Annotated in this window: 23 protein-coding genes; 4 read left to right on the top strand and 19 right to left on the bottom strand. The window is 71.5% G+C overall.

Going from position 1 to position 26,404, the window contains the following annotated elements:
* Positions 1 to 162: 162 nt before the first annotated feature.
* From ACFYP3_RS27040 to ACFYP3_RS27010, 7 genes are all read right to left on the bottom strand, one after another.
* The gene (locus ACFYP3_RS27040; RefSeq protein WP_388837578.1) at positions 163 to 780 is read right to left on the bottom strand and encodes a DUF1772 domain-containing protein; all 618 of its coding nucleotides are present in this window, start codon (positions 778 to 780) and stop codon (positions 163 to 165) included.
* A gap of 154 nt (positions 781 to 934) precedes the next feature.
* Positions 935 to 2,326: an adenosylhomocysteinase gene (gene ahcY / locus ACFYP3_RS27035; protein WP_388837575.1), complete on the bottom strand. Its 1,392-nt coding sequence runs from the start codon at positions 2,324 to 2,326 to the stop codon at positions 935 to 937.
* A gap of 25 nt (positions 2,327 to 2,351) precedes the next feature.
* A complete protein-coding gene (gene metF / locus ACFYP3_RS27030) occupies positions 2,352 to 3,284 on the bottom strand; it encodes a methylenetetrahydrofolate reductase [NAD(P)H] (protein ID WP_388837572.1) in 933 nt (310 codons plus the stop codon).
* A 34-nt stretch (positions 3,285 to 3,318) separates the two neighbouring features.
* Complete coding sequence (gene metH / locus ACFYP3_RS27025; RefSeq protein WP_388837570.1) at positions 3,319 to 6,783, bottom strand: methionine synthase; 3,465 nt, start codon at positions 6,781 to 6,783, stop codon at positions 3,319 to 3,321.
* A complete protein-coding gene (locus ACFYP3_RS27020; protein WP_388837567.1) occupies positions 6,780 to 7,760 on the bottom strand; it encodes a carbohydrate kinase family protein in 981 nt (326 codons plus the stop codon). Before ACFYP3_RS27020 ends, metH begins: the two co-directional genes overlap by 4 nt.
* Before the next feature lie 134 nt (positions 7,761 to 7,894).
* Entirely contained in the window at positions 7,895 to 9,100 is a 1,206-nt protein-coding gene (gene metK, locus ACFYP3_RS27015; protein WP_388837564.1) for a methionine adenosyltransferase, read from the bottom strand.
* A gap of 187 nt (positions 9,101 to 9,287) precedes the next feature.
* Positions 9,288 to 10,751 (bottom strand): multicopper oxidase family protein, encoded by a 1,464-nt coding sequence (locus tag ACFYP3_RS27010; RefSeq protein WP_388837561.1) that lies wholly within the window; start codon positions 10,749 to 10,751, stop codon positions 9,288 to 9,290.
* Positions 10,752 to 11,071: 320 nt separating this feature from the next.
* Between ACFYP3_RS27010 and ACFYP3_RS27005 the strand changes: the two genes are divergently transcribed.
* Genes ACFYP3_RS27005 through ACFYP3_RS26995 form a run of 3 tightly spaced genes read left to right on the top strand, consistent with a single transcriptional unit; the run spans position 11,072 to position 13,746 of the window.
* Positions 11,072 to 12,466: a pyridoxal phosphate-dependent decarboxylase family protein gene (locus ACFYP3_RS27005; protein ID WP_388837559.1), complete on the top strand. Its 1,395-nt coding sequence runs from the start codon at positions 11,072 to 11,074 to the stop codon at positions 12,464 to 12,466.
* A gap of 36 nt (positions 12,467 to 12,502) precedes the next feature.
* Positions 12,503 to 13,114, top strand: a complete 612-nt coding sequence (locus ACFYP3_RS27000) for a hypothetical protein (RefSeq protein ID WP_388837557.1) — start codon at positions 12,503 to 12,505, stop codon at positions 13,112 to 13,114.
* Complete coding sequence (locus tag ACFYP3_RS26995) at positions 13,111 to 13,746, top strand: DUF6875 domain-containing protein (protein ID WP_388837555.1); 636 nt, start codon at positions 13,111 to 13,113, stop codon at positions 13,744 to 13,746. Before ACFYP3_RS27000 ends, ACFYP3_RS26995 begins: the two co-directional genes overlap by 4 nt.
* A 99-nt stretch (positions 13,747 to 13,845) precedes the next feature.
* On the opposite strand, the gene ACFYP3_RS26990 is transcribed toward ACFYP3_RS26995, so the two are convergent.
* The 12 genes from ACFYP3_RS26990 to ACFYP3_RS26935 all read right to left on the bottom strand — a co-directional run bounded on the left by ACFYP3_RS26990 (position 13,846) and on the right by ACFYP3_RS26935 (position 24,974).
* Positions 13,846 to 14,679, bottom strand: coding sequence for an alpha/beta hydrolase (locus tag ACFYP3_RS26990; protein WP_388837552.1), 834 nt, complete (start codon positions 14,677 to 14,679; stop codon positions 13,846 to 13,848).
* A complete protein-coding gene (locus tag ACFYP3_RS26985; RefSeq protein WP_388837549.1) occupies positions 14,676 to 15,398 on the bottom strand; it encodes an indole-3-glycerol-phosphate synthase in 723 nt (240 codons plus the stop codon). The genes ACFYP3_RS26990 and ACFYP3_RS26985 overlap by 4 nt, the downstream gene beginning before the upstream one ends.
* Positions 15,395 to 16,132, bottom strand: coding sequence for an N-(5'-phosphoribosyl)anthranilate isomerase (locus ACFYP3_RS26980; RefSeq protein WP_388837546.1), 738 nt, complete (start codon positions 16,130 to 16,132; stop codon positions 15,395 to 15,397). Before ACFYP3_RS26980 ends, ACFYP3_RS26985 begins: the two co-directional genes overlap by 4 nt.
* Positions 16,129 to 17,274, bottom strand: a complete 1,146-nt coding sequence (locus tag ACFYP3_RS26975) for an acyl-CoA dehydrogenase family protein (protein WP_388837543.1) — start codon at positions 17,272 to 17,274, stop codon at positions 16,129 to 16,131. The genes ACFYP3_RS26980 and ACFYP3_RS26975 overlap by 4 nt, the downstream gene beginning before the upstream one ends.
* Before the next feature lie 57 nt (positions 17,275 to 17,331).
* Positions 17,332 to 17,706: an ectoine synthase gene (locus ACFYP3_RS26970; RefSeq protein WP_030721055.1), complete on the bottom strand. Its 375-nt coding sequence runs from the start codon at positions 17,704 to 17,706 to the stop codon at positions 17,332 to 17,334.
* A gap of 75 nt (positions 17,707 to 17,781) precedes the next feature.
* The gene (gene trpA / locus ACFYP3_RS26965) at positions 17,782 to 18,675 is read right to left on the bottom strand and encodes a tryptophan synthase subunit alpha (RefSeq protein ID WP_388837540.1); all 894 of its coding nucleotides are present in this window, start codon (positions 18,673 to 18,675) and stop codon (positions 17,782 to 17,784) included.
* Positions 18,668 to 19,711, bottom strand: a complete 1,044-nt coding sequence (locus ACFYP3_RS26960) for a hypothetical protein (protein WP_388837537.1) — start codon at positions 19,709 to 19,711, stop codon at positions 18,668 to 18,670. The genes trpA and ACFYP3_RS26960 overlap by 8 nt, the downstream gene beginning before the upstream one ends.
* A gap of 44 nt (positions 19,712 to 19,755) precedes the next feature.
* Complete coding sequence (locus tag ACFYP3_RS26955) at positions 19,756 to 20,013, bottom strand: phosphopantetheine-binding protein (protein WP_388837534.1); 258 nt, start codon at positions 20,011 to 20,013, stop codon at positions 19,756 to 19,758.
* Complete coding sequence (locus ACFYP3_RS26950; protein WP_388837531.1) at positions 20,010 to 21,617, bottom strand: AMP-binding protein; 1,608 nt, start codon at positions 21,615 to 21,617, stop codon at positions 20,010 to 20,012. Before ACFYP3_RS26950 ends, ACFYP3_RS26955 begins: the two co-directional genes overlap by 4 nt.
* A complete protein-coding gene (locus ACFYP3_RS26945) occupies positions 21,614 to 22,471 on the bottom strand; it encodes a MaoC/PaaZ C-terminal domain-containing protein (RefSeq protein WP_388837528.1) in 858 nt (285 codons plus the stop codon). Before ACFYP3_RS26945 ends, ACFYP3_RS26950 begins: the two co-directional genes overlap by 4 nt.
* On the bottom strand, positions 22,468 to 23,721 hold the full coding sequence (locus ACFYP3_RS26940) for a beta-ketoacyl-[acyl-carrier-protein] synthase family protein (protein WP_388837525.1): 1,254 nt from the start codon (positions 23,719 to 23,721) through the stop codon (positions 22,468 to 22,470). Before ACFYP3_RS26940 ends, ACFYP3_RS26945 begins: the two co-directional genes overlap by 4 nt.
* A 41-nt stretch (positions 23,722 to 23,762) precedes the next feature.
* Positions 23,763 to 24,974 (bottom strand): aminotransferase class I/II-fold pyridoxal phosphate-dependent enzyme, encoded by a 1,212-nt coding sequence (locus tag ACFYP3_RS26935; protein WP_351301108.1) that lies wholly within the window; start codon positions 24,972 to 24,974, stop codon positions 23,763 to 23,765.
* Between the two features lie 295 nt (positions 24,975 to 25,269).
* Here ACFYP3_RS26935 and ACFYP3_RS26930 point away from each other — a divergent pair, with 295 nt between their 5' ends.
* Entirely contained in the window at positions 25,270 to 26,187 is a 918-nt protein-coding gene (locus ACFYP3_RS26930; RefSeq protein WP_388837522.1) for a BTAD domain-containing putative transcriptional regulator, read from the top strand.
* Positions 26,188 to 26,404 lie beyond the last annotated feature (217 nt).

Below are 26,404 nucleotides of genomic sequence, written 5' to 3'. Positions count from 1 at the left end.
GACCCCCGGCCAGACCGGCCGGCCCCTGGCCGGCCGCCCCCATACCCTCCCCCCGGCCGCCGTCCCCCCGGCCGGCCGGGGGGACGGAACGCGCGAAGTCCCCCGGTCGGGTTGGCCGGGGGACTTCGCGGTGGTGCTGTGGGGGAGGTGTCGGGCCGCGGTTCAGCGGGTGGCGCGACCGTAGAGGACCAGCGCACGGGAGAGGGCCGTCAGGGCCGCCGTGCACAGCAGGGTACGGACGATGTTGGTGGAGACCCAGGTGCCCTTGAACTTGTCGACGATGGAGAAGTCCGTCAGCTTCGCGGCGTCACCGGCGTCGGCCAGTTCGTTGTTCAGCGGAATGTTCACGGAGAAGGTGATCATCAGGACGACGAGGTAGACGACGGCAGCCGCGCCGACCCACAGCGCCACGTTGCGGCGGCCGCCCCGGAACTCGACGATCGCCGAGGCCGCCGACAGGAGCAGGGCGAGCACGAAGGCCATCCCGAAGATCCCGTTGCCGTCGATCGCCGAGTTGAAGTTCTGCATCGCGGTGACGTAGGTGCGCTCGTCGCCCGCCGCCAGACCCGGCATCACCGAGACGTCGAAGGCGAAGAAGAGACCGGCCATCAGGCCCATCAGGACCGTGGAGACCAGCAGGAGGGCGGTGGCCACCTTGCCGCGCCCGGCGGGTGCCGGGGCGGGAGGCCGGGGCGGGGAGTAGGGGCCGGGCTGGGTCGCGTACGGGCTCGGGCCTCCGGCGGGGTAATGCTGGGGGCTGCCGGCCGGGTTGGGGTTCATGGGACATCCTCGTCTGGGGTGGTGGGAGCACTGCTCTCCCTCGGCACGGACGTCCGATCGTGACATTCCCGGGGACACCCGGCCATGGGCTTTCCACCGGCTCTCGAGCGAACCTCAAGAGCCGGTGGCTCGATCTTTTCGGTAGCCGGTTCGGTCAGTAGCGGTAGTGGTCCGGCTTGTACGGGCCCTCGACCTGCACGCCGATGTAGGCGGCCTGCTCCGGGCGCAGGGTGGTGAGCTTGACGCCGAGGGCGTCGAGGTGGAGGCGGGCGACCTTCTCGTCGAGGTGCTTGGGCAGCACGTACACGTCGGTCGGGTACTCCTCGGGCTTCGTGAAGAGCTCGATCTGGGCCAGGGTCTGGTCCGCGAAGGAGTTCGACATCACGAAGGACGGGTGCCCGGTGGCGTTGCCCAGGTTCAGCAGACGGCCCTCCGACAGCACGATCAGGACCTTGCCGTCGGGGAACTTCCAGGTGTGGACCTGCGGCTTGACCTCGTCCTTGACGATGCCCTCGATCTTCGCGAGACCGGCCATGTCGATCTCGTTGTCGAAGTGGCCGATGTTGCCCACGATGGCCTGGTGCTTCATCTTGGCCATGTCGGCGGCCATGATGATGTCCTTGTTGCCGGTGGTCGTGATGAAGATGTCCGCGCTCTCGACGACGTCGTCCAGGGTGGCGACCTGGTAGCCGTCCATCGCCGCCTGCAGCGCGCAGATCGGGTCGATCTCGGTGACGATCACGCGGGCGCCCTGGCCGCGCAGCGACTCGGCGCAGCCCTTGCCGACGTCGCCGTAGCCGAAGACCACGGCGGTCTTGCCGCCGATGAGGACGTCGGTGGCACGGTTGATGCCGTCGATCAGCGAGTGGCGGCAGCCGTACTTGTTGTCGAACTTCGACTTCGTCACCGCGTCGTTCACGTTGATCGCCGGGAACAGCAGCGTGCCCTCGGCCATCATCTCGTAGAGGCGGTGGACACCCGTGGTGGTCTCCTCCGTCACGCCGCGGATCTCGGACGCCAGCGCGGTCCAGTCCAGGGAGGTTTTCCGCAACAGGTCCAGGACCAGCGCCATTTCCTCGTTGTCCGCGGTCGACGGGTCCGGGATGGCGCCCGCCTTCTGGTACTCGACGCCCTTGTGGACCAGGAGGGTGGCATCCCCGCCGTCGTCGAGGATCATGTTGGGGCCCGCGTGGCCGGGCCAGGTCAGCGCCTGCTCCGTGCACCACCAGTACTCCTGGAGTGTCTCGCCCTTCCAGGCGAACACCGGGATCCCGGCGGCGGCGATGGCGGCCGCCGCATGGTCCTGGGTCGAGTAGATGTTGCAGGACACCCAGCGCACCTGCGCCCCGAGCGCCACCAGCGTCTCGATCAGGACGGCCGTCTGCACGGTCATGTGCAGGGAGCCGGTGATCCTCGCCCCGGCCAGGGGCTGCGAGGGGGCGTACTCCTTGCGGATCGACATCAGACCGGGCATCTCGTGCTCGGCGAGGGTGATCTCCTTGCGGCCGAATTCCGCGAGCGAGAGATCGGCGACCTTGAAGTCCATGGGGTCTACTCCGTGATGGTGGTGGCTAGTTCGGGCTGAGGTTCAGGTTCTGATGGATCTCTAGAGTCGCGGTGGACTTGTTGAGCGTGATGTAGTGCAGGCCCGGCGCACCCTCGGCGAGCAGACGCTCGGCCATCGCCGTCGCGTACTCCACACCGATGTCGTGACCGGCCGCCGGATCGTCCTTCACCGCCTCCAGCCGACGGGCCAGGGCCGCCGGGAAACGGGCGTCGCTCAGCTCCGCGAACCGCCGGATCTGGCGGAAATCGGTGGCCGGCATGATCTCGGGGATGACCGGTGTCAGACAGCCCACCGCACAGAGCCGGTCACGCAGCCGCAGGTAGTCCTCGGCGTGGAAGAACATCTGGGTGATGGCGTAATCCGCGCCGGCCCGGCACTTCGCCGCGAAGTGCCGGATGTCCTCACTCCAGCCGGGCGAACGCGGATGCCGCTCCGGGAACGCCGCGACACCCACCGTGAAATCACCCAACTGCCTGATCAACGTGACCAGTTCGTGCGCATGGGTCAGCCCCGCCGGATGCGCGGTCCACTGCCCCTTGGGGTCACCGGGCGGGTCACCGCGCAGGGCAAGCACATCGCGGATACCCGCGTCCGCATACTGGCCGATGATGTGACGCAGCTCGGCGACCGAGTGCCCCACCGCCGTCAGGTGCGCCACCGGACGCAACGTGGTCTGCGCCGCGATGCGCTTGGTGACCTCCACGGTGCGGTCCCGGGAGGAACCACCGGCCCCGTAGGTGACCGAGACGAACGAGGGCGCGAACGGCTCGATCCGGCGGATCGCCGCCCACAGGGTGCGCTCCCCGGCATCCGTCTTGGGCGGGAAGAACTCGAAGGAGAAGGTCCGCCGGCCCTGGGACAGCAGCTCACGGACACCGGGGGCGGCGGGGGCGCAGGGGCGGGGACGGTCGGTGGTGGCGGCCAGAGCAGCCGGCATGTCGCACTCCTTTCCAATCCAACGCAGGGCGTGTTCAGCGTGCGTTGAAGTACGTCGCCTCGGGGTGGTGGATCACGATCGCGTCGGTGGACTGCTCGGGGTGGAGCTGGAACTCCTCCGAGAGGCGTACGCCGATCCGCTCCGGCCGCAGAAGGCCGGCGATCTTCGCCCGGTCCTCCAGATCGGGGCAGGCGGGATACCCCAACGAGTAGCGGCAGCCCTGGTACTCGGTGCGGAACATGCCGTCGATCGAGCCCGGATCCGACCCGGCGATGCCCAGCTCGGCGCGGACCCGCCCGTGCCAGTACTCGGCCAGGGCCTCCGCGAGCTGGACGGAGAGGCCGTGCAGCTCCAGGTACTCGCGGTAGGAGTCGGACTCGAAGAGCCTGGCCGTGGCCTCGCCGATCTTCGAGCCGACGGTGACGACCTGAAGGCCCACGACGTCGATGTCCCCGCTGTCCTCCGGGCGGAAGAAGTCGGCCAGGCACAGCCGGTGGCCGCGGCCCTGACGGGGGAAGGTGAACCGGGTCCGCTCGCCACCGTTCTCGTCGAGGATGATCAGGTCCTCGCCCTTGGAGACACAGGGGAAGTAGCCGTGCACGACGGCCGCTTCGAGCAGCCCGTCGGTGTGCAGCCGCTCCAGCCAGCCACGCAGCCGGGGCCGCCCGTCCGTCCGGATCGTCTCGGCGTCCTTCAGCCCCCACTGGCCCTTGAACAGGGCGCCCTCGTCGAGCCAGGAGGCGTAGTCCTTCAGCGGGATGCCCTTGACGACGCGGGTGCCCCAGAACGGCGGGGCGGGGACCGGATTGTCCACGGCCACGTCCGAGCGGCCGCCCGGCTCGGCCGCCGCCACCGGCAGCGGCGTATCGCGCCGGGCGACACGACGCTGCTTCAGCGGCGGCAACGCGGCGCCGGGAACCCGGCGTTTGACTCCCATCAGCGCGTCCATGAGGCGCAGGCCTTCGAAGGCGTCGCGGGCGTAGCGGACCTCGCCCTCGTAGATCTCGTGGAGGTCCTGTTCGACGTAGGCGCGGGTGAGGGCGGCGCCGCCGAGGATCACCGGGTAGTCGGCGGCCAGCTTGCGCTGGTTCAGCTCCTGAAGGTTCTCCTTCATGATCACGGTGGACTTCACCAGCAGACCCGACATGCCGATCACGTCGGCCTTGTGTTCCTGCGCGGCTTCCAGGATCGCGGAGACCGGCTGCTTGATACCGATGTTGACGACGTTGTAGCCGTTGTTCGTCAAGATGATGTCGACAAGGTTCTTCCCGATGTCGTGGACGTCACCGCGGACGGTGGCCAGGACGATGGTGCCCTTGCCCTCGTCGTCGGTCTTCTCCATGTGCGGCTCCAGATAGGCCACCGCCGTCTTCATCACCTCCGCCGACTGCAGCACGAACGGCAGCTGCATCTGCCCCGACCCGAACAGCTCACCGACGACCTTCATGCCCTCCAGCAGGGTGTCGTTGACGATGTCCAGCGCCGGCCGGCTCTCCAGCGCCTCGTCGAGGTCGGCCTCCAAGCCGTTCTTCTCCCCGTCGATGATCCGCCGCTGCAACCGCTCGTCCAACGGCAGCGCGAGAAGCTCCTCGGCCCGCCCGGCCTTCAACGACTTGGTGTTGACGCCCTCGAACAGCGCCATCAGCTTCTGCAACGGGTCGTAGCCCTCACCACGCCGGTCGTAGATCAGATCCAGGGCGGTGGTGACCTGCTCCTCGTCGAACCGGGCGATCGGCAGGATCTTCGAGGCGTGCACGATCGCCGAGTCCAAACCGGCCTTCACACACTCGTCCAGGAACACCGAGTTCAGCAGCACCCGCGCCGCCGGATTCAGACCGAAGGAGATGTTGGACAGGCCAAGGGTGGTCTGGACGTCGGGGTGGCGGCGCTTGAGCTCGCGGATCGCCTCGATCGTGGCGATGCCGTCGCCCCGCGACTCCTCCTGACCGGTGCAGATCGTGAACGTGAGGGTGTCGATGAGGATGTCCGACTCACGGATCCCCCAGTTCCCCGTCAGGTCCTCGATCAGGCGCTCGGCGATGGCCACCTTGTGCTCGACGGTGCGGGCCTGACCCTCCTCGTCGATCGTCAAAGCGATCAACGCCGCACCGTGCTCCTGGGCCAGCCGGGTGACCTTCGCGAAACGGGACTCGGGACCGTCACCGTCCTCGTAGTTCACCGAGTTGATGACCGCACGCCCACCCAGCTTCTCCAGACCCGCCCGGATCACGGGAACCTCGGTCGAGTCCAACACGATCGGCAACGTGGAGGCCGTCGCGAAACGACCCGCGAGCTCCTCCATGTCCGCGACCCCGTCGCGGCCCACATAGTCGACACACAGGTCGAGCATGTGCGCGCCCTCACGGATCTGGTCCCGCGCCATCTCCACACAGTCGTCCCAACGGGCCTCCAGCATCGCCTCACGGAACTTCTTCGACCCGTTCGCGTTCGTCCGCTCACCGATCGCCATGTACGAGGTGTCCTGACGGAACGGCACCGTCTGGTACAGCGAGGCGGCGCCCGGCTCGGGCTGCGGATCGCGCGGGACGACCGCCGTGCCGCGGACCCGCTCCACCACCTGCCGCAGATGCTCCGGCGTCGTACCACAGCAGCCACCCACCAAAGACAGCCCGTACTCGCGGACGAACGTCTCCTGCGCCTCGGCCAGCTCGGCCGCGGACAACGGATAGTGCGCCCCGTCCTTCGTCAACACCGGCAGACCCGCGTTGGGCATGCACGACAACGGAATCCGGGCATGACGCGCCAGATAGCGCAGGTGCTCGCTCATCTCGGCGGGACCGGTGGCGCAGTTCAGCCCGATCATGTCGATGCCCAACGGCTCCAACGCCGTCAGCGCCGCGCCGATCTCCGAACCCAGGAGCATCGTGCCGGTGGTCTCCACCGTCACCGAGCAGATCAGCGGCACACTCACCCCCAGCGCCTCCATCGCACGCCGGGCACCGATGATGGAGGACTTCGTCTGGAGGAGGTCCTGGGTGGTCTCCACCAGCAGCGCGTCCGCACCACCGCTGATCAGACCCTCGGCGTTGATCTGGTAGGCGTCACGGATCCGGCCGTAGGCGATGTGGCCCAACGTCGGCAGCTTCGTCCCCGGCCCCATCGAACCCAGCACCCAACGCTGCTGCCCCGTCGACTGCGTGAACTCGTCGGCGACCTCACGGGCGATCCGCGCACCCGCCTCGGACAACTCGAAATTGCGCTCCGCGATGTCGTACTCGGCCAGCGCCGCATAGTTCGTACCGAACGTGTTCGTCTCGACGCAGTCCACACCCACCGAGAAGTACGCCTCGTGCACCGAACGCACGATGTCGGGACGGGTGACGTTCAAGACCTCGTTACAGCCCTCCAGCTGCTGGAAGTCCTCCATCGTGGGGTCCTGCGCCTGGAGCATCGTCCCCATCGCCCCGTCGGCGACGACCACACGGGTCGCCAGCGCCTCTCGCAGGGCATCGGCCCGGATCTGTGAATGCGTCCTCATGCCGGCCGCCCCAGCTTCGCCGCCAGCAGCCCGGCCGCCCGCCCCCCGTACACCGCGCGGACGGTGGCGAGCAGGCGCTCGGGCCGGATCTCGTACGCCTGGGAGCCCACCGTCGCCAGGACCAGCGCCGACATCGCGCAGCCGAGCTGCGCGGCGGTCTCCATCGCCAGCCCCCAGCTGACGGCGGCCAGGAAACCGGAGCGGAAGGCGTCGCCGACGCCGGTGGGGTCCTCGGCGTGGACGTCGGGGACGGCGGGGACGGTCAGGGCCGGCTCGCCCTTGCGGTCGATCCGCACGCCCTGGGCGCCCAGGGTGGTGACCCAGGTGCCGACGCGGTCGAGGACCTCGGCGTGGCTCCACCCGGCCCGTTCGCGCAGCAGCGCGGACTCGTACTCGTTGGTGAACAGCCAGCGGGCGCCGGTGACCAGGCTGCGCACCTCGGCGCCGGTGAGGCGGGCGAGCTGCTGCGAGGGGTCGGCGGCGAAGGGGATGCCCAACTCCCGGGCCTGTTCGGTGTGCCGGACCATCGCGCCGGGATCGTTGGGGGAGACGAGCACCAGGTCGAGGGGGGTGCGGTCATGGACGCCGCGCAGATCGATGCGTCCGGCCTCGGCCATGGCGCCCGCGTAGAACGCGGCGATCTGGTTGGAATCCTGGTCGGTCATGCACATGAAGCGGGCGGTCTGGTGCTCACAGGAGACGTACACCGAGCCGGTGTCGACGCCGTGTTCCTTGAGCCAGACCTCGTACTCGGCGAAGTCCGGGCCCACGGCGCCCACGAGGACGGGTTCCAGGAGGAGGCCGCCGAGGCCGAAGGCAATGTTGGCCGCCACTCCGCCCCGCCGCACCTGGAGGGTGTCGACGAGGAACGACAACGAGACGTGTTCCAGCTGGTCGGGGAGGAGCTGGTCGACGAACCGGCCCGGGAAGGCCATGAGGTGATCTGTGGCGATGGATCCGGTCACCGCGATACGCACGTGGACTCCTGTGAACTGGTCTGATGCCGGCGGGGCGGGAAGCGACAGGACAAGGCAAGGCAAGGCAAGGCAAGGCAGGGCAGGGCAGGGCGGTACGGGTGGTACGGGTGGTGCGGGTGGGGTGCGCCGGGTGGTCAGGCCGCGGCGGCCTTCAGCCGCTCGGCGCGGTCGGTGCGCTCCCAGGTGAAGTCGGGCAGCTCACGGCCGAAGTGCCCGTAGGCGGCGGTCTGCGCGTAGATCGGGCGCAGCAGGTCGAGGTCGCGGATGATCGCGGCCGGACGCAGGTCGAAGACCTCGGTGATGGCCCGCTCGATGCGGTCGGTGGGCACGGTGTGGGTGCCGAAGGTCTCCACAAACAGGCCCACGGGCTCGGCCTTGCCGATGGCGTACGCGACCTGGACCTCGCAGCGCGAGGCGAGGCCGGCGGCCACCACGTTCTTGGCGACCCAGCGCATGGCGTAGGCGGCGGAGCGGTCGACCTTGGACGGGTCCTTGCCGGAGAACGCGCCGCCACCGTGGCGGGCCATGCCGCCGTAGGTGTCGATGATGATCTTGCGGCCGGTCAGGCCGGCGTCGCCCATCGGCCCGCCGATCTCGAACCGGCCGGTCGGGTTGACCAGCAGCCGGTAGCCGTTGGTCTCCAGCTTGATGCCGTCCTCGGCGAGCCGGGCCAAAACGTACTCGACCACGTTCTCCCGGATGTCGGGGGCCAGCAGGGCCTCCAGGTCGATGTCGCCGGCGTGCTGGGTGGAGACGACGACGGTGTCCAGCCGCACGGCCTGGTCACCGTCGTACTCGATGGTGACCTGGGTCTTGCCGTCGGGACGCAGGTAGGGGACGGTGCCGTTCTTGCGGACCTCCGAGAGGCGGCGGGAGAGCCGGTGCGCCAGGTGGATCGGCAGCGGCATCAGCTCCGGCGTCTCGTCGCAGGCGTAGCCGAACATCAGGCCCTGGTCGCCGGCGCCCTGCCGGTCGAGCTCGTCCTCCTCGCCCTCCACCCGGCTCTCGTAGGCGGCATCGACGCCCTGCGCGATGTCGGGGGACTGGGCGCCGATGGACACCGACACGCCGCAGGAGGCGCCGTCGAAGCCCTTCTGCGAGGAGTCGTAGCCGATCTCGAGGATCTTGTCCCGGACGAGCTGCGCGATCGGCGCGTAGGCCTTCGTCGTCACCTCGCCCGCTATGTGCACGAGACCGGTGGTGATGAGGGTCTCCACCGCCACCCGGGAGGCGGGGTCCTCGGAGAGGAGCGCGTCGAGGATCGTGTCGCTGATCTGGTCGGCGATCTTGTCGGGGTGTCCCTCGGTGACGGACTCCGAGGTGAACAGACGGCGGGACATCTCACTCCAGGTGGTGTGGGGACGGGTGGTCGGATCGGGCAGGGTCGGACGTGGGGGACACGGCCGGACACGGTCTGTTGCCCACGATCCTGCCGCCCGGTCCTCGGCCCGTCCTTGAGAGCGCGTCGAGCGGAGCTGGCCGGTTCCCCCACCCCCGCTCGACGCGGCCCCCTCCCGCCCCGCCCTGCTAGCGGATACGGAAGTTGGCCATCATGCCCATCGCGGAGTGGTCCAGCAGATGACAGTGGTAGACGTAGGTTCCCCTGAACGTGTCGAAGGTGGCGTGCAGCTTCACCGTCTCGCCGGGGAACAGGCGGACCGTGTCCTTCAGCCCCGCCTCACCCGGCGCCACCGGGACCCCGCCCCGCTCCAGCACCCGGAACTGCACCAGGTGCATGTGGAAGTTGTGCGGAACGATCTTGTTGGCGTTGGTGACCGTCCAGATCTCCGAACTGCCGTGGGCGATGGTCTGGTCGATGCGCTGGTAGTCCCAGACCTGACCGTCGATGAGCCCCCGCGGCTCCTCGCGGCCGTCCTCGTCCATGGCGAGGACGATGGTGCGCTGGACCGTGGCGTTCGCCATGACCGGCAGGGTGCGCAGCGTCTCGGGCACCCGGCTCGCATCGGGCGCCGTCCGTACGACGTCGAAGCGCAGCACCTTGCCCACCTGGTCGGGCGTGCCCGGCCCCAGGACGTTCTCCAGGACGATCTTCGTGCCGACCCGGTAGCGGGAGAAGTCGATGACCACGTCCGCCCGCTCCGCCGGGGACAGCCCGATGGAGTCCGTGGTGAACGGGTGCTCCAGCAGGCCGCCGTCCGTACCGATCTGGATCATCTGGCCGCCGTCCGACAGACGCAGCTGGAAGAAACGCATGTTGGAGGAGTTCAGCAGCCGGAAGCGGTACTTGCGGGCCGCCACCTCGAAGTACGGGCTGGGGCGGCCGTTGGCCAGGACGGTGGTCCGCCCGAACACGTCGTCCATCACGTAGACCAGCTGCCCGGCCTCGTCGAAGCGGGCGTCGCGCAACGCGATCGGCACCTCGTAGGGGCCGGACGGCAGCGGCAGCGACCGCTCCGTCTCGTCCGAGAGGAGATAGGTGGCCGACAGCCCCCTGAAGACGTGCTCCGACTCCATGTGGTGCGCGTGGTCGTGGAACCACAGGCCGGCGCCCGGCTGCTGGTTCGGATAGGTGTAGGTGCGCGAGGTGTTCGGCGCGAAGGTGTCCATCGGACCGCCGTCGTTCTCCGGCGAGACGCTGCCGCCGTGCAGGTGGACCGAGACCGGCATGGTGAGGGTGTTGCGGTGCCGGATGACCACCTTGCGCCCGCTGCGGGCGCGCAGCACCGGCCCCGGGAAGTGGCCGTCGTAGGTCAGCACCCGCGTCTGCACACCGGGGATGATCTCCCGCCCCACCTCCTTGATGGTGACCGCGTAGGTGTCCTGCCCGCCCGCCGTGGATATCGGCTGGAGCACCGGCAGGGTCGGCATCCGCACCGTGAACGGCGGCGGCACGGCGACCGGCTTGCCGGCGCCGGCGCCGGTGGCCTCGGCGGTGCGGGCACCGAGCAGCGGGGTCAGGCCTCCGGTGGTGAGCAGGCCGGCGCCGGTCGCGGCGACGGCACCGCCGAGCAGGCTGCGTCTGGTGACCATGGGATCTCCTCCTGGAAAAAAGGGGTGTGTTCGGGCCGACGCCCGAGAGCGGCACCGCGCGCGCCCACAACGGCCGGCACCCGGTGTGCGGCGGCCGGTGTGCCGGTGCCCGCGGGCAGCCGGCGGGGGCACCGCCCCGCATGGCCGTCGCGCCGCGAGTGGACCAGAGGCGCCTAGCGCATCACTCGAGCCCAGATGGTGTGCGGGCGTCAGGCGTTGCGCGGGCCTTGCGGGGCCTTCGTAACCCTCCTCATGCGTACGTACGACCGCGTACGCCCGACTCGTGCCGCCGAACCGGGCGGCCGCTGGGGGAGGCTCCCGTGGACCTGCACGACCTGCACGACTTACGCGACTGGCTGCCGCGCGCGCTCACGGTGGCGGAGCGGTGGGGAGGGCAGTTCGGCCCGTACGAGACCCACGACGCGCACCGCGTCCATCCCGACGCCTTCGGTGAGGCCTTCGAGCGCCTCGCCAAGCGGATGGACCACAACTATCCGTTCTTCCACCCGCGCTACGCCGGACAGATGGTCAAACCGCCGCACCCGGCGGCCGTCACCGGCTACCTCACCGCCATGCTCTTCAACCCCAACAACCACGCCGCCGAGGGCGGACCCGCCACCACCGAGATGGAACGCGAGGCCGTCGCCGACCTCGCCGCCATGTTCGGACTCGACGCCCACATCGGGCACCTCACCACCAGCGGCACCATGGCCAACCTGGAAGCCCTCTACGTCGCCCGCCAGCTCCACCCCGACCGCGGCGTCGCCTACAGCGGCGAATGCCACTACACCCACGAGCGGATGTGCCACGTCCTGGGCATGGAGGGACACCGCATCCCCACCGACGCCGGCGGCCGCATCGACCTCGACGCGCTGGAGAGCGCCCTCGCGGGCGGCCGCATCGGCACCGTCGTCGTCACCACCGGAACCACCGGCCTCGGGGCGGTCGACCCCGTGCACGAGGTCCTGCCACTGGCCCGCCGGTACGGGGCACGGGTGCACGTCGACGCCGCCTACGGCGGCTTCTACGCCATCCTGGGCCGCGCCGGCACGGGCGGCATCGACCCCGCCCCCTGGCGGGCGATCGCCGCCTGCGACTCGGTGGTGGTCGACCCGCACAAGCAGGGCCTGCAGCCCTACGGCTGCGGCGCCGTCCTCTTCCCCGACCCGCGCGCCGCCCGGCACTTCGCCCACGACTCGCCCTACACCTACTTCACCGACGCGGACCTGCACCTGGGCGAGATCAGCCTGGAGTGCTCACGCGCCGGCGCGGCGGCCGCGGCCCTGTGGCTGACCCTGCAACTGCTGCCGCTCACCCCGGACGGCTTCGGAGCGATCCTCGCCGCGAACCGCCGGGCCGCACTGCGCTGGGCCGACCTGCTGACCGCCTCCGACCGACTGGCCCTCTACCAGCGCCCGGACCTCGACATCGTCACCTACTTCCCCACCACCCCCGCCCGGACCCTCTCCTCCATCGACGCGGCATCCGAGCGCCTGCTGCGCGACGGCATGACCGCGGAGGCCGACCCGGTGTTCCTGAGCGTGCTGCGCGCCGACGCGGACGCCTTCGTACGCCGCCACCCGCACGTGGCACGCGACGCGGACGCGGCCCGGGTGATCCGCAGCGTCCTGATCAAACCGGAGTCCGAGCACTACCTGCCGACCCTGCACGCCCGCGTGGAGGAACTGGCCGCGCACGCCCGCCCCGCGTCCTGACAGCCCGTCCCGTTTTCCGACCGGAGGTTTCCCGCTGTGTCCCCGACCGCGTCCAGCCCGACCGTCTTACCCCCACCCCACCGGCCCGCGCGGCCGTCCGCAGAGCACCTGAGCGCCCTGCTGTCCGCCGCCTTCCACGACGACGCCCTGACCCGCTGGATGATCCCCGACGAGCGGTCGCGAGCCCACCTGCTCCCCGGCTTCTTCAGCGTCTTCGTCGAACTCTCCGCCGCCCACGACGCCATCCTCACCACCCCCGACGGCGACGCGGTGCTGCTGTTCCTGCCCCCCGGCGCCGCACCCGACGAGGAGGCCCTGGACGCCGCCTTCACCCACGCCCTGGGCGAACACACCGAGCGGCTGCGCACCATCGCCCGCCTCCAGGCCGAGCGCCACCCGCACACCCCGCACTACTACGTCTCCTTCGGCGCCGTCCGCCCCGGCCACCAAAAGAGCGGCCTCATGTCCGGCCTCCTCGCCGAGATCACCGCCCGCGCCGACGCCGAACGGGTCGGCGCCTACACGGAGGCCAGCTCACCGGGCGGCGAAGCCACCACCCGGCGCACCGGCTTCGACCGCCTGGGCGCGGACATCACCCTGCCCGACAACGGCCCCGCCCTGCGACCGATGTGGAGGAACCCCCGATGAGGGGAGACGACCTGATCCAGTCGTGGACCGGCAGCCAGGTCGCCCGCGGCGAGGTGCCGCCCGAAGCCATCGGCCCGCTCCTGCACGTCCTCATGTGGAGCCGGGACTTCCTGGTCTCCAGCCACCCCGAACTGGGCCGCACCGGACCCGTGTGCCCCTACACCCAGCCCTCGCTGCGCAAGGACCTCTTCCACCTGGCCCTGCCGTCCGCCGGATGCGAGGACCTGGCCATGGCCGTCGACTCGCTGCGCACCCGCCACGCGACCCTGTCCGAGCCGCTCTCGCCCGAGGACCGCGAACTCCTCACCATCCTGCTGGTCCTGCCGGGCTTCGACCCCACCGACTCGGTGGAACTCGACGAACTCCAGCGCAAGGCCAAGGACGAGTTCGTCGCCGAGGGGCTGATGATCGGCCAGTTCCACCCGCTCTGCGAGGAACCGGGCCTGTACAACGAGTCGTTCCGCCCGCTGCGCGCCCCGCTGCCGCTGCTCGCGGTCCGCAAGCTCCTCGTCTTCGACCTCCCCTTCCTGGTCGGCGACGACGCCCACATGGACCACTACCTCCAGCGGTTCGCGCCGGCGCTCCCGGCCCGCGTCCGTGACCAGCTGGTGAGCCGGGTGGTCGCCGCCTGAGCGCCCGCCCCCCCCGGGTGAAACGACGATCGGCCGCGCCCCCCTCGCAAGGGGGGGCGCGGCCGATCGTCGTTCCCGGCCACCGTCCGCCGGCCCGGCCTACCGTCGCAGGCAGTCCTCCAGGAAGGCCAGGACCCGCAGGTGGTAGGCGGTGGCCGCATGCCCCAGGCTGATGTTGTGGCCGGCCGCCGCCAGGTGTTCCACGCTCACCTGCGGGGCCGCGGTCAGCAGGGCCGCCATCGACGCCGTCGCCGCGGGGTCCAGGTGCCACCACGCCTCGTGCTCGGCGAAGGTGAGGCGGACCGGGACGCGAACGTGGGGGGCCAGCTCCTCGTACTGGCCCGGCCACCGCAGGGTCTCCGCCGACTCGCGCGCCGGGGTCGGGGCCAGCAGGGCCCGGCTGGCCTGGAAGGTACCGCGCGGATACAGGTTCAGGGGGCCCCAGTTGAGCTGGGAGGCACCGCCGCCGAGCGTTGAGGGGAAGTGCAGGGCCCGCGGATCGTAGTGGTGGCCGACCCCGGAGGCGTCCAGGCCCAGCAGGGGGACCGCGCCGTCGGTGGCCGCCGTGTGCAGGGCCACCTTGCCGCCGTCGGAGTGGCCCAGCAGGAACACGCCGGCGCCGATGGCGTGGGCGGCCGCGTGCTCCTTGAGGGCCGCGTGGAGGGTTTCCGCCTGACCGGGCAGGCTCTGGCCCTCGGGCAGCAGGGCCGCCGAGTCGCCGTAGCCCGGCCGGTCCAGCGCCAGGACCGCGTGGCCCAGAGCGGTGGCGAGGGGGACCAGGGCGTTCCAGTACGCCGCCCGCATGCCGCGCCCGTGGACGGCCAGGATCGTGGAGCGGGGCTCTCGGCCTTCGGGCAGGGCCCACAACCCCGACAGGGGGATGCCGGCGGCGTTCAGACGGTAGGGGCGTGCGCCGCCCGGAAGGGAACTCATCGCAGGGCCAGCCCCTTTCGTGCGCCCGCCATCGCGTCCACCCACTCGACGGGTGCCCCGGTGCGCAGCAGCGAGGTCCCCACCAGCAGCCCGCCGAACCCGGCGTCCAGGAGACGGGCGGCGCTCACCGGTCCGTCGATGCCGCTCGCGCTCACCGGGCAGGCGGCCCCGGCCGCCCGGACCGCCGGCAGCAGGTCCAGGGAACGGCCCAGGTCGCCGGCGCCCCGCTCACGGGTCCTGATGTCCTTGTTGTTGACCGCGATCACACACTCCTGGGGATGGTGGACCGCATCGAGTTCGGCTTCCGTGGTGATCTCCACGAACGGGGTGAGCCCGGCCAGCAGGCACTCCGTCACCAGCGTGCGCATGCTCGACGCCGGCAGCAGCGCCGCCGTCAGCAGCACCGCCGACGCCCCCAGCTCCCGCGCCGTGCGGATCTGGTCCTTCCTGGTGATGAAGTCCTTCTGCAGGAGCGGCAGGCCGGTCAGCGCGGCCACGTCCCGCAGCAGCGCGGGCGAGCCGCCGAACCAGCGGCCCGTCACCACCGAGATGCACGGGGCGCCCGCCGTTTCGTACGCCTCCACGATCGCGGCGGGGGTGCGGCCGCCGAGCATGTCGTAGCCGTGGGCGTCGCGCCGTTTCACCTCCATCACCACGGGGGTCGGCGAGGCCAGGAGGGCCTCGAGAAAAGGGAAGCCGTTCCGGTTCTGCTGCGTCATCGCGAAAGCTCCAGCCGGGGAGGGTCGGGGACGGGGGAGCCCGTGCGCCAGGCACGGGCCAGGGCGGCGATCTCCGGCACGCCGAAGCGGCCACTCGCCAGGTCACGCGCCGCCGTGTCCACGTCGATGCCACGAAATCCGCTGTGGCGCACGACGTTCTCGTAGGCGGGGCGGTTGGCCGCGGTCAGACCGCCGGCCAACAGGAAGGGACGGGTGAGGCGGGGCAGCAGCATCGTCAGACGGGCCGGGTCGAGCGCGGCGCCGGTACTGCCGATCCGGCCGTCCCCGGTGGCGGTGTCGAGGAGGAACAGGTCGGTGCCGGCCCGCTCGTAGGAACCGATCAGCGGACGCTCCACACAACCGCCCGCCTCGTCCACGTGCAGCACCTTGACGAGACCGACCTCGGCCGGCAACGCCTCGCGCAACGCCCGTACGACGGCCGGCGGCTGGTAGGCGTGGAGCTGGACCCAGGCCACGCCGGTACGCCGCACGATCGCGGCCAGCGCGCCCGGGTCGGCCAGGAACGTCACCAGGACCGGCAGGAGCCCGGCCGGACGGGCCGCCGCCACCAGGGCGGCGAGCCCGTCCGCGTCGAGTTCCGACGGGCCGCCGGGTACGCCGTGCCACAGGCCGACGCAGTCCGCCCCGGCGGCCGCCGCCGCCTCGATGTCGCGGGGCCCGGTGGCCCCGCAGACCTTCAACAGCGTCCGGGACAGCGGGCGGCTGCTGCTCACTTGCCCAGGCCCAGCATCGAGGCGATGCGGTTGTACTGGATCTCGTTCGTCCCCGAGTAGATCGTGCCGCCCAGGGCGTTGCGCACGTCCTGCTCCAGGCCGAACTCCGACATGTAGCCGTGGCCGCCGAAGATCTGCACGGCGGTGATGCTGGTGGCCAGGTTGCTCTCGCTCGTGACGAGCTTGGCGATGGCCAGGTCCACGGTGACGTTCTCGCCCGCCTCCAGTTTCTCCCCGGTGTCGTAGAGCCACTTGCGGGCGGTCTCCAGCTGGATCTTCGTGTCGACGATCTTGTTGGCGATCGTCTGGTACGAACCGATCGCCTTTCCGAAGGACTTGCGCGTCTTCGCGTAGTCGACACACCGCTGCAGCCGGTGCTGCATCTCGCCCACGTTGACGATGAAGGAGAAGAGGATCTCCCGTTTCATCACGTGGTCCAGGACGAGGAAGCCGCCTCCGACCCGGCCCAGGACCGCGGTCCTGGGCACCCGTACGTCGTCGAAGAACAGTTCGCTCAGCGGAGAGGTCCGCAGCCCCATCTTCTTGATGGGCTTGCCGGCACTGACCCCGGGGGTGTTGCGGTCCACCAGGAACGCCGTCGTTCCCAGCGGGCCGCCGTCCGGATGGGTCCGGGCATAGACCACGACCACGTCCGCGATCGGCCCGTTGCTGACGAAGACCTTGCTGCCGTTGAGGACGAAGTCGTCCCCGTCACGCACGGCCCTGGTGGCCATCGCCATCGCGTCGGAACCGCCCTCGGCCTCCGTGATGGCGTGCGCGCCGATCAGCTCGCCCGAGCAGATCCCGGGCAGATAGCGCTCCTTTTGATCCACGGTGCCGAACTGCTGGATCGGGATACCGGTGGAGCAGATGGACGTGGTGACCGAGAAGCTCAGGCCCGAGTCCCGGTTGTACTCGCCGAGGCCTTCCAGCACGTACATGGTGGTCAGCAGGGACTGCCCGAGGCCTCCGTGGTCCTCGTCGAAGGGCAGGGACAGGATCCCGGTCTTCTGCACGAGCTTCCACTTGTCCTGCGAGAACGCGGACTGCTCGTCGAGTTCGATGTGGTCTGCGCTCAGTGCGTCTCCCCACCGCTCCAGGCCTTCGCGCAGATCTGCCTGGTCGGCGTTCCAACGGATCACGAGGGACCCCTTTGATTCGGCTGACGGTTCGGACGGGCGGGGCGCGCCGGGCGCGCCTCAGTAGGCGGAGGAGCTGTGCGCGTCGAGGCTGTGGACCTCGTCGCCGCGCAGCGCCGGCGAGAACACGCACACCAGCCGCAGGTCCTCGTGCGGGCTGGCGACCAGGAAGTGGGCGTCGTGCTGGTCGAGGGCGTACATCCGGCCCGGGACGATCTCGTGCGAGGTGCCGTCGAGCTCGATGACCTCGCCGGAGCCCTCGATGCAGTAGCAGGCCTCCAGGTGGTTGACGTACTCCAGACGCGACTTGGTGCCGGCGAGCACCGTGGTGTCGGTGAGCGAGTAGCCCAGGCCGTCCTCGGCGAGGAGGAAGCGGCGGCTGAGGCCGTTGCCCCACTCGACGGTCTTCACGGACTCGATGTCGCGAACGATCATGGCAATCTCCCGGTGTGAGGTGGTGCACGGATGGTGCTGGTGAGGGGTGGAGCCTGCTTCCGCTGGTAGGGAAGGTCAGTGCGGTCCGTCGGGCAGGACCGAGCGGACGAAGCCGCGGAAGGCGCCGGTCACATCGACGCCGTCCGCCCGCGCCCGCTCCACCGCGGCCACCGCGGCGGAGCCGATGATCGCGGCGTCGGCGCCGGAGGCCCCGACCGCTTCCACGTCCTGCCGTGTGCTGACCCCGAAGCCGACGGCGATCGGGGACGTCGTGTGCGCCCGCAGGTCCGTGACGGTCTGCGCCAGCGCGGCATGGCCGGCGGCCGGTGCGGTCCCGCTGCGTCCGTAGTGGGCGACGAGATAGAGGTAGGCGCGGGCCTGGGCGGCGGCCCGGGCCCGGACCTCGGCCGGGCTGCTGGCATAGCAGGTGGTCACCACCGCCAGCCCGGCCGCCCGCGCCGATTCCAGGTGCGCCTCGCGCAGCCGCGGGGGCAGCGCGTGCAGGAGGAGTCCGTCCGCGCCCGCCGCGGCGATCTCGCCCGTGGTGGCCGCCAGATCGCGGTGCGCCAGGGAGTGGCTCCAGTCGGCGAGGAGGGCGATCCGCAGGTGCGCCAGGTGCGGCCGCACGTCGGCGATGAAGGCCAGGACGTCGTCCAGGTCGGCGCCGCCGGCCTCCAGCGCCCGGCGGGCGGAGCGCCGCACCACGGGGCCGTCGGTGACCGAGTCGGGGAACGGGACGGCCAACTCCAGGCAGTCCACGCCCTCCTCGTCGAGCATCAGGACCAGATCCCGCAGGACCGGCAGCGGCGGGTCGCCCGCGTTGAGGAACAGGGCCAGGCCGGGGGTGCCGCCGGGCCGCCGGGTCGGGAAGAAGGAGCCCGGGCCCCCTGCAGGCGCCGGGGTCGGGGTCGGGGTCGGGGCCGTTGGGGTCCCCGCCCGGTCGGCGGCCGCCGCCGCAGGGCTAGGCATGGGCCACCGCCGGGGTGCGGGTCGAAGACGCCGCCGCCAGGCGCCGCGCGAGGTCGTGGGCCGCGCCGGAGCGGACCGCGCCCTCGGCGAGGGCGACCGCGGAGGGCCAGTCCCGGCGGACGCCGGAGGCCACCACCAGGGCGGCCGCGCCCAGGCACACCGTGTGGGTGGCCACCCGGCCCGCCGTGCCGGCCAGGACGGCCAGGAAGTGGTCGACGGCCGCGGCGGGCTCCGCGGCCGGCCGCAGGTCCCCGAAGGAGCCGTCGCCCGGGATGAGTTCGCCCGGCCGGATGATCCGGGTCAGGCCCTGGTGCCCGTGGACGGTGTTGGTGGCGAAGGGCAGCAGCTCGTCCGCGCCGGTGTCGTTCGTGGTCAGCCAGATCCGGCGGCCCGGCGTGCTCGCGGCGAGCCGGCGCAGGGTGTCCAGGGGGGCGGCCGCCGAGACCCCGGTGACCTGCGCGGTCACCGGCAGGTCGGCGAGGAAGGGCCCCAGCGCGTTCAGGAACCGGCCGAAGGGCTTCAGGGAGTGGGGGGCCACCGTCCGCGCCAGCCGGGTCAGCTGCGCCGGGTAGACGAACGGCCCGGCGAAGGCGATCCCGTGGGCGGCGAGGGTGTCCTCGGTCTGGGCGTAGGAGGAGGTGAGCCGGACACCGAGCCGTTCCAGCAGGTCGACGGAGCCCAGCGAGCTGGTGTAGGCCCGCGACCCGGTCTTGACGACCTTGACGCCCGCGGCCGCGGCGACGAACGCCGAAGCGGTGGAGATGTTGAAGGTCCTGGGGCCGCCGCCGGTGCCGACGACGTTCACGGTGCCCTCCCAGGAGGTGGTCACCGTCGCCGCCGGCCGGCGCTCGGCGAGCGAGTCCAGCAGGTGGCGCAGGGTCTGGTGGTCCGGGAGCCGGCTGGTCAGGGAGGCCAGCAGGGCGAGGACCTCGCTCGGGTCGAGCTGGCCGTCGCCGAGCCGGTCCCACCAGGACCGCCAGGTCTCCCGGCCGACCGGGGCCCGCTGCTCCAGCAGGCCGGTGAGTGCGTCGTGCACGGTCGGTCTCCGTCTCGTCTGGGTCGGGGTGGTGGTGGGTGGTTCTAGGCGGCCGCCGTGCGGCGGGCCTCCGCGATGAACGTGTCGATCGCCTCGACGCTGCGGAAGTTGTTGGGGTCCAGGTCGGCGTCGCCGACGGCGAGCTCGAAGCGGTCCTCGACCCAGGCGATCAGCTTGAGGACGCCCAGGCTGTCGATGACCCCGTCGTTGAGGAGGTCGTGGTCGACGGCGAGTTCGGAGGCCGCAGTGCCCGGCAGGAACTCGGTGATGACGAAGTTCTTGATGGTGTCGATGTTGCTCATGACGGGATTCCTTCGGCGAGAGGTGGGGCGACGGGTGTCGTCAGGGATGCCGGCGCGGACGCGGGCGTGGGAGGGTGCGGCTGGTCGAGCTGGGGGAGCTGGTTGAGCTGGTCGAGTGCCTTGCGGTCGACCTTTCCGGTGGCGGTCTTGGGCAGCGGGGCGTCGGTCAGCGTCAGCTGGTGGGGGACCGCCGCCCTGGGCAGGTGCCGGGCGCAGTGCGTACGCAGCTGCAGGCCGGTCAGGGTGGCTCCGGGGGCGCGCCGCACGGCCGCGACGAGCCGCTTGCCGGCGATCGGGTCGGGCAGCGCCGCGACGCCCGCCTCCAGCACGTCGGGGTGGTCCTGCAGGACCCGTTCGATCTCGGCCGTGTTGACGGCGACCCCGCGGACCTTGACCTGGAAGTCGGTACGGCCGCTCAGGTGCAGGGTGCCGGCCGCGTCACGCCGTACGAGGTCGCCGGTGCGAAACCAGCGCCGCTCGTCCGAGCCCAGCGGGTGGGCGGTGAACTTGTCGGCGTGCCGGGTCCGGTCGAGGTAGCCGCGGGCCTGGAAGGGCGTGCTGACGTACAGCTCCCCACGGCCGGGCCCCTCCACCAGCGCCCCGGTGTCGGGGTCCAGGATCAGCGCCCGCACGCCCGGCAGCGGGCGGCCGATGGGGACCGGCGTGAGCACCCCGGCCGCGGCGCCGGGCTCCACCTCGTGGACGAAGCTGTCGTTGGTCTCCGTACAGCCGTAGATGTTGTGGATGCGGGCCTTGGGGAAGAGGGCGGGCAGCGCGCCCAGGGTGCGGTCGGGGATGGCGTCGCCGGTGAACATGACGTGCTCGACGCCGGGGAAGGTGTCGCCGGTCTTGTCGGCCGCGTCCTGGAGCAGTCCGAAGGCCATCGGGACCGCCTGCACGACGTCGACGTCGTGGCGCAGGACCAGGTCGCGCAGGTGCCGACCGTGGGCGGCCAGCGCCGGGTCGACCAGGACCACGCGCCCGCCGCGGGCCAACGTGGTCCACACGTCCAGGAGGCAGAGGTCGAAGTTGAGGGGGGCGTAGTTCAAGACGGTGCGCCCGGGGCCGATCCCGAACGCGTTCCCGGCCCAGCGGGTGAAGCGGTCCACGGCGTCCAGGCCCAGCGGGACGATCTTCGGCAGGCTGGTGGAGCCGGAGGTGGTGAGCATGAACGCCACGTCCGCGGCCTCGTCGGCCGGCAGCGGCTGGGCCCGCACGGCCGGATTGGGCGAGACCCTGGCCGGCAGTCCGCCGGGAGCCAGCACCCGGGCGCAGCCGGCCTGGGCGAAGAGATCGGCGAGGAGGGTGTCGGCGAGGGCCGGCGACGGCAGCAGCAGCGGCCGGCGGGCCAGCAGACAGCCCAGCACCAGGGCCACGGCGGCGGGGGACTTGTCGGCCAGGACACCGACCGGCACCGCCGGGGCGAGCTCCAGGCCCGCCAGACGCTCGCGTTCGCGGCCGGCCAGCTCGTACAGCTCGCGGTAGCTGGTCTCCTCACCGTTGAAGAGGAGCGCGGTGGCGTGGGGACGGTCACGGACCTGGGTCAGGAACCCTCCCAGGAGACCGAGTTCGACGGCCGGGACGGCCGGGACGCTCGTCGTCATGGCCGCTCCTCTGCGTCCCGCGAGCTCGGCTGCGCCAGCTCGATCCAGCCCGACTTCACGGCCGCGCCCCGCGGCGTCTTGCACGTGAAGCGGACCAGGCGGGCCCCGGCGTCGGGCTGCAACACGATCTCCAGCGGGACGCCGGGGGGCACCGGCGCCGAGAAGCGGCAGCCCAGGCCGCGCACCCGGGCGCAGTCACCGGCCGCGAACCGGTCCACGGCCTCCTCCACGGCCAGGGCGACCACGCTCATGCCGTGCGCGATGACGGTGTCGAAACCGGCCCCGCGGGCCGCGTCCGCGTCGAGGTGGATGGGGTTGAGGTCACCGGAGGCGTGGGCGTAGGCGGTGATCCAGTCGGTGCTCAGCACGTGCACCGCGCTCTGCGGCTCGCCCGCGCCGGCCGGCACGGGGGCCGCCGGGCCGACGCCGATGTCACCGAAGGACTCCAGCAGCGTCGCCCCGACCAGCAGGGCGGAGATGGTCAGTTCCGCGAACGGCTCCGGGCCGTCCTCGCCGACCAGGCGGACCCGCAGGGCGATCCGGGCGCCGCGCGGCTCCTTGCGCACGCCCGCCACCTCCAGGGACACCCGCACCGTCTCGCCCGGCCGCACCGGACGCACCGTGCGGATGTCCTGGCCGAGGTGGACCACCGAGACCGGTCCGGGCTCGGCCGCGGTCAGCGCGGCGACGGTCTGCTCGGCCACCGTGTGGGCGAGGACGAAGGTGTGGACGGGGGAGGCCTGACCGGGCCGGGCGGCGGGCAGCCCCCACCGGGCCGCACCGCGGTAGTCGGTGATCTCCGGTTCGCTGACGGTGAGCGTACGCACGGGGGAGGGCAGGGTCAGCAGCGTCATACCGGCGTCACCACCACGGAGGAGTTGTGGCCGCCGAACCCGAAGGAGTTCGTGAGGGCGGGTCCCGGGCGCACCGCGCGGGGTGCGCCGTGGACGACGTCGATGTCCATTCCTGGCTCCAGCTGTTCGTGGTTGGCGGTGGGCGGCACCTCGCAGTGCCGCATGGCCTGCACGGTGGCGATCAGTTCCACGGCCCCGGCGGCGCCGATCAGGTGGCCGATGACCGACTTGGGTGCGGTGACCGGCGGCTGCGCGGTGCCGAACACCTTGGTGAGGGCGGCGGCCTCGGAGCGGTCGTTGTGCGGGGTCGAGGTGCCGTGGGCGTTGACGTGGACGATGTCGGACGGATCGAGGCCGGCGTCGGCGATGGCCGAGGCCATCGCGGCCGCGGCGCCCGCACCGTCGGGCAGCGGCATCGCCAGGTGGTGGGCGTCGGCGGTGGCGGCGTACCCGGCGACCAGGCCGTAGGTGCGAGCCCCGCGCGCCCGCGCGTCCTGCAGCCGTTCCATGACGACGAATCCCGCGCCCTCACCCATCACGAAGCCGTCGCGGTCCTTGTCGAAGGGGCGCGAGGCGTGCTCCGGGTCGTCGTTGCGCAGGGAGACCGCGTTGAGGTTGCCGAAGCCGGCCAGGGTGACCGGGGTGAGGGTGTGCTCCGCACCGCCCGCGATGACGAGATCGACACGGCCGGTCTGGAGCAGCATCAGGGCGTGCCCGATCGCGTCGGCGCCGCTGGCACAGGTGTTGGCGACGGTCAGCGCGGGACCGGTCCAGCCGAGCCGGATCGCGATGTGGGCGGCGGCCGCGTTGGGCATGGTCATCAGCGGCATCAGCGGATTGACCCGGGCCGGACCGCCCTCGGTGTAGTGGGCGGACTCCAGATCGCTGGTGGCCCGGCCGCCGACCGCGTTGCCCACCACGATGGCGGTGCGGCCGGCCTCGGCCGTGGGGGATCCCGCGTCGCGGTGCGCGGCGAGGGCGGCGGCCGTGCCGTAGTGGGCGAAGGGGTCCATCCGGCGGGCGTCCTTGGCCGGGACCAGCCCGGCGAGGCCCTCCAGGCCCCGGACCCGGCAGCCGATCCGCACCCGGTGGCGGCCGAGGTCGAAGTGGGTGAGCTCGGCGGCGGTGGACCGGCCGGCCCGCAGCGTGTCCCACAGCTCGTCCGGGGTGCACCCGCCGGGGGTGACCACGCCCATGCCGGTGATGGCGACGGGCACAAGCGCCGAACTGCCCCTGGACGGTCCAGGCATGTCTGCTCCCTAAGGCGTGAGGACGGTCGTCGTGAGGGGGGTCAGATGATGCGGCACTCGCGCGCCGACTTGATGAAGGCCTCGGCCGCGAAGTCGAGGTCGGCCTTGGTGTGCGCCGCGGTGATCGCGATGCGCAGCCGGGCCAGGTCGTTGGGGACCGCCGGGGTGACCACGGGCAGCCCGATCACGCCGTTCTTGCGGCACACGGTGGCGTAGTCGTAGGCGGCGGTGTCCGATCCGGCGATGACCGGCACGACCGCGGTCTCACTGTCGACGGTGCTGATGCCGGCCTCGTGCAAGGTGGTGCGGAACCGCTCCGACTCGCGCTGGATGAACTCCACCCGCTCCGGCTCGCGCTGCAGGATCCGCAGGGACTCCAGCGCCGCGGCGCTCTGCGCCGGGCCCAGCGCGGCCGAGAACAGGAACGGGCGGGCCGCGTACTTCAGGTGGTGGATCAGCTCGGCGGAACCGGCGACCCACCCACCCATGGACGGGATGGCCTTGGAGAGGGTGCCGAGCTTGACGTCGACCTTCACCTCGTAGTCGAAGTGCTCCTCGATGCCCTTGCCGGTGGCGCCGATGACACCCAGCGCGTGCGCCTCGTCGACCATCAGCAGCGCGTTGTGGGCATCGCACACCTTGCGCAGCTCGACCAGGGGCGCGATGTCCCCGTCCATCGAGTAGACGCTGTCGACGATGACCAGCCGCACACCGGTGTCGGGGGCGGCGGCGAGCCGACGCTCCAGGTGGGCGACGTCGTTGTGCCGGAAACGGGTGACGGTCGCACCGGAGAGCTTGCAGCCGTCGACGATGCTCGCGTGGTCGTACTTGTCGATGAAGACGGTGTCGCCGGGACCGACGATGGCCCCCACGGTGCCCACGTTCGCCGCATAGCCCGAACCGAACACCAGCGCCTGCTCACGGCCCGCGAACTTGGCGACCTCGGCCTCCAGTTCCTCGTGCAGCGGCGTGGAACCCGCCAGCGCCCGCACCCCGTGGTTACCCGTGCCGTACCGGTCGACGGCGGCCTTGGCCGCGGAGACCACCCGCTCGTCACCGGCCAGGCCCAGGTAGCTGTACCCGGACATCATCAACAGGCGCCGGCCGTCCTGGTCCGCGTACGCCGAATCCCGCTCGACCGTGTAGGCGACGAAGCTGTTCTTGCGGTTGGGCTCGTACTCCAAGGACCGGACACGGTCGCGGAAGTAGGCCAGCTTCGGCTCGAGTCGGCTCCAGGCGGCGGATGCGTTCACGTGCTTCTCCTCATCGCGATCGTCCGGCGGACCCGGAACTCCATCGATGCTCCGCCGTTGTTCCGGCGGGGCTCTAGTGGAATTCCATTAGGACTCGGGGGGCGCAATAGCGGCGCAAGAGGAAGACCACGGCCGCACTCGAAAAACGAAAGACAATCCCCGGACCTCGGCTTTCATTCGCGAAGGAATGTTTTGCCGGTCGCTGTTGACATGCCGAGACGGCCCGCCGGTATCCTCTGAATCGCACGAGCTAGGGGGGACACGGCCGGAAGCCGACCGTTTCGGAGAGTGCATAGTGCTGATCAGACTCATAGGTCTTGTCACGATCGAGCCGGACGGAGCAGCGCCGCAACACCTGTCGAGCGCCCAGGCGCAAGTGGCCTTCGCCCGACTCATCCTCGAACGCAGGGGCGGCACCGACCGTGACCAACTGGCCGAGACCATATGGCCCGAGGGCCTGCCGGACACCTGGGCCTCCGCGCTGCGCAGCCTCGTCAGCCGCGTCCGCACCTTCGTCACCACACCGCAGGATCAGCCGGGAGTGACCCCGCTGGTCGCCCAGGGCGGCCGCTACCTCCTGCGGATACCGCAGGACGCGGCCGTCGACGTGGAATGCGCGGAAACCGCCGTCACCGAGGCCGCGGAGGCGTACGCGGAGGGCGCCTACGCGGTCGCGCAACAGCTCGCGGCCGGCGCGGTGTCGAACCTGCGCGGCTCGTTCCTGCCCTCCCACGAGGGCGAATGGGTCAACGCCATGCGCGAGCAGCTCGAAGAGGTCCGCCTGAAGGCACTGGAGACCGCGAGCCTGTCCTCCTCCGCCCTGGGCGACGAACACCACGCCCTGCGCTACGCGGAGGAGGCCGTGCGCCGGGCCCCCTTCCGCGAGAGCGCCTACCGCTGCCGGATGGCCGCCCACACCCGGGCCGGCAACCGGGCCGAGGCACTACGCAGCTACCAGCAGCTGCGCGAGGTACTGGCGGAGGAACTGGGCATCGATCCGGCACCGGAGACGGAAGCGGCCTACCTGGAGCTGCTGCGCACCCCCGAACCCCGCTCCTTCGCCCCGCGCTCCGCGGCCGGCCTGGACCCGGTGCTCATGGGGGTCTTCGAGATGGACCACCGCACCTCGGCCCCCCGCCCCTGCTCCCTGGCCGACCACGGCTGCGTCACCCACCCCGTCACCCACCCCGTCACCTCGTTCCCCGCGGCCTGACCCCGCTCGCACACCGAAGGCCGCCGCGGACCCCCGCGGCGGCCTTCGCCCTGCCCCCCCCGGCCGGCCCCGCACCCGCACGCGCAGCGCCCGCAGCGCCGGGGCCGCTCGTACCGCCGGGCCCCCGCAGCGCCCGTACCGCCGGCCTGCGGGCGGGCACGACGGGCGGCCCCGGCCTCCCCTGGGGGTGGGAGGCCGGGGCCGGGGGAGGGAAGGC

It is taken from the genome of Streptomyces sp. NPDC005533 (assembly GCF_042871845.1).
Taxonomy (GTDB): domain Bacteria; phylum Actinomycetota; class Actinomycetes; order Streptomycetales; family Streptomycetaceae; genus Streptomyces.
Note: the sequence above shows the minus strand (reverse complement) of the source record. Positions and strands in the feature narration are given on the sequence as shown.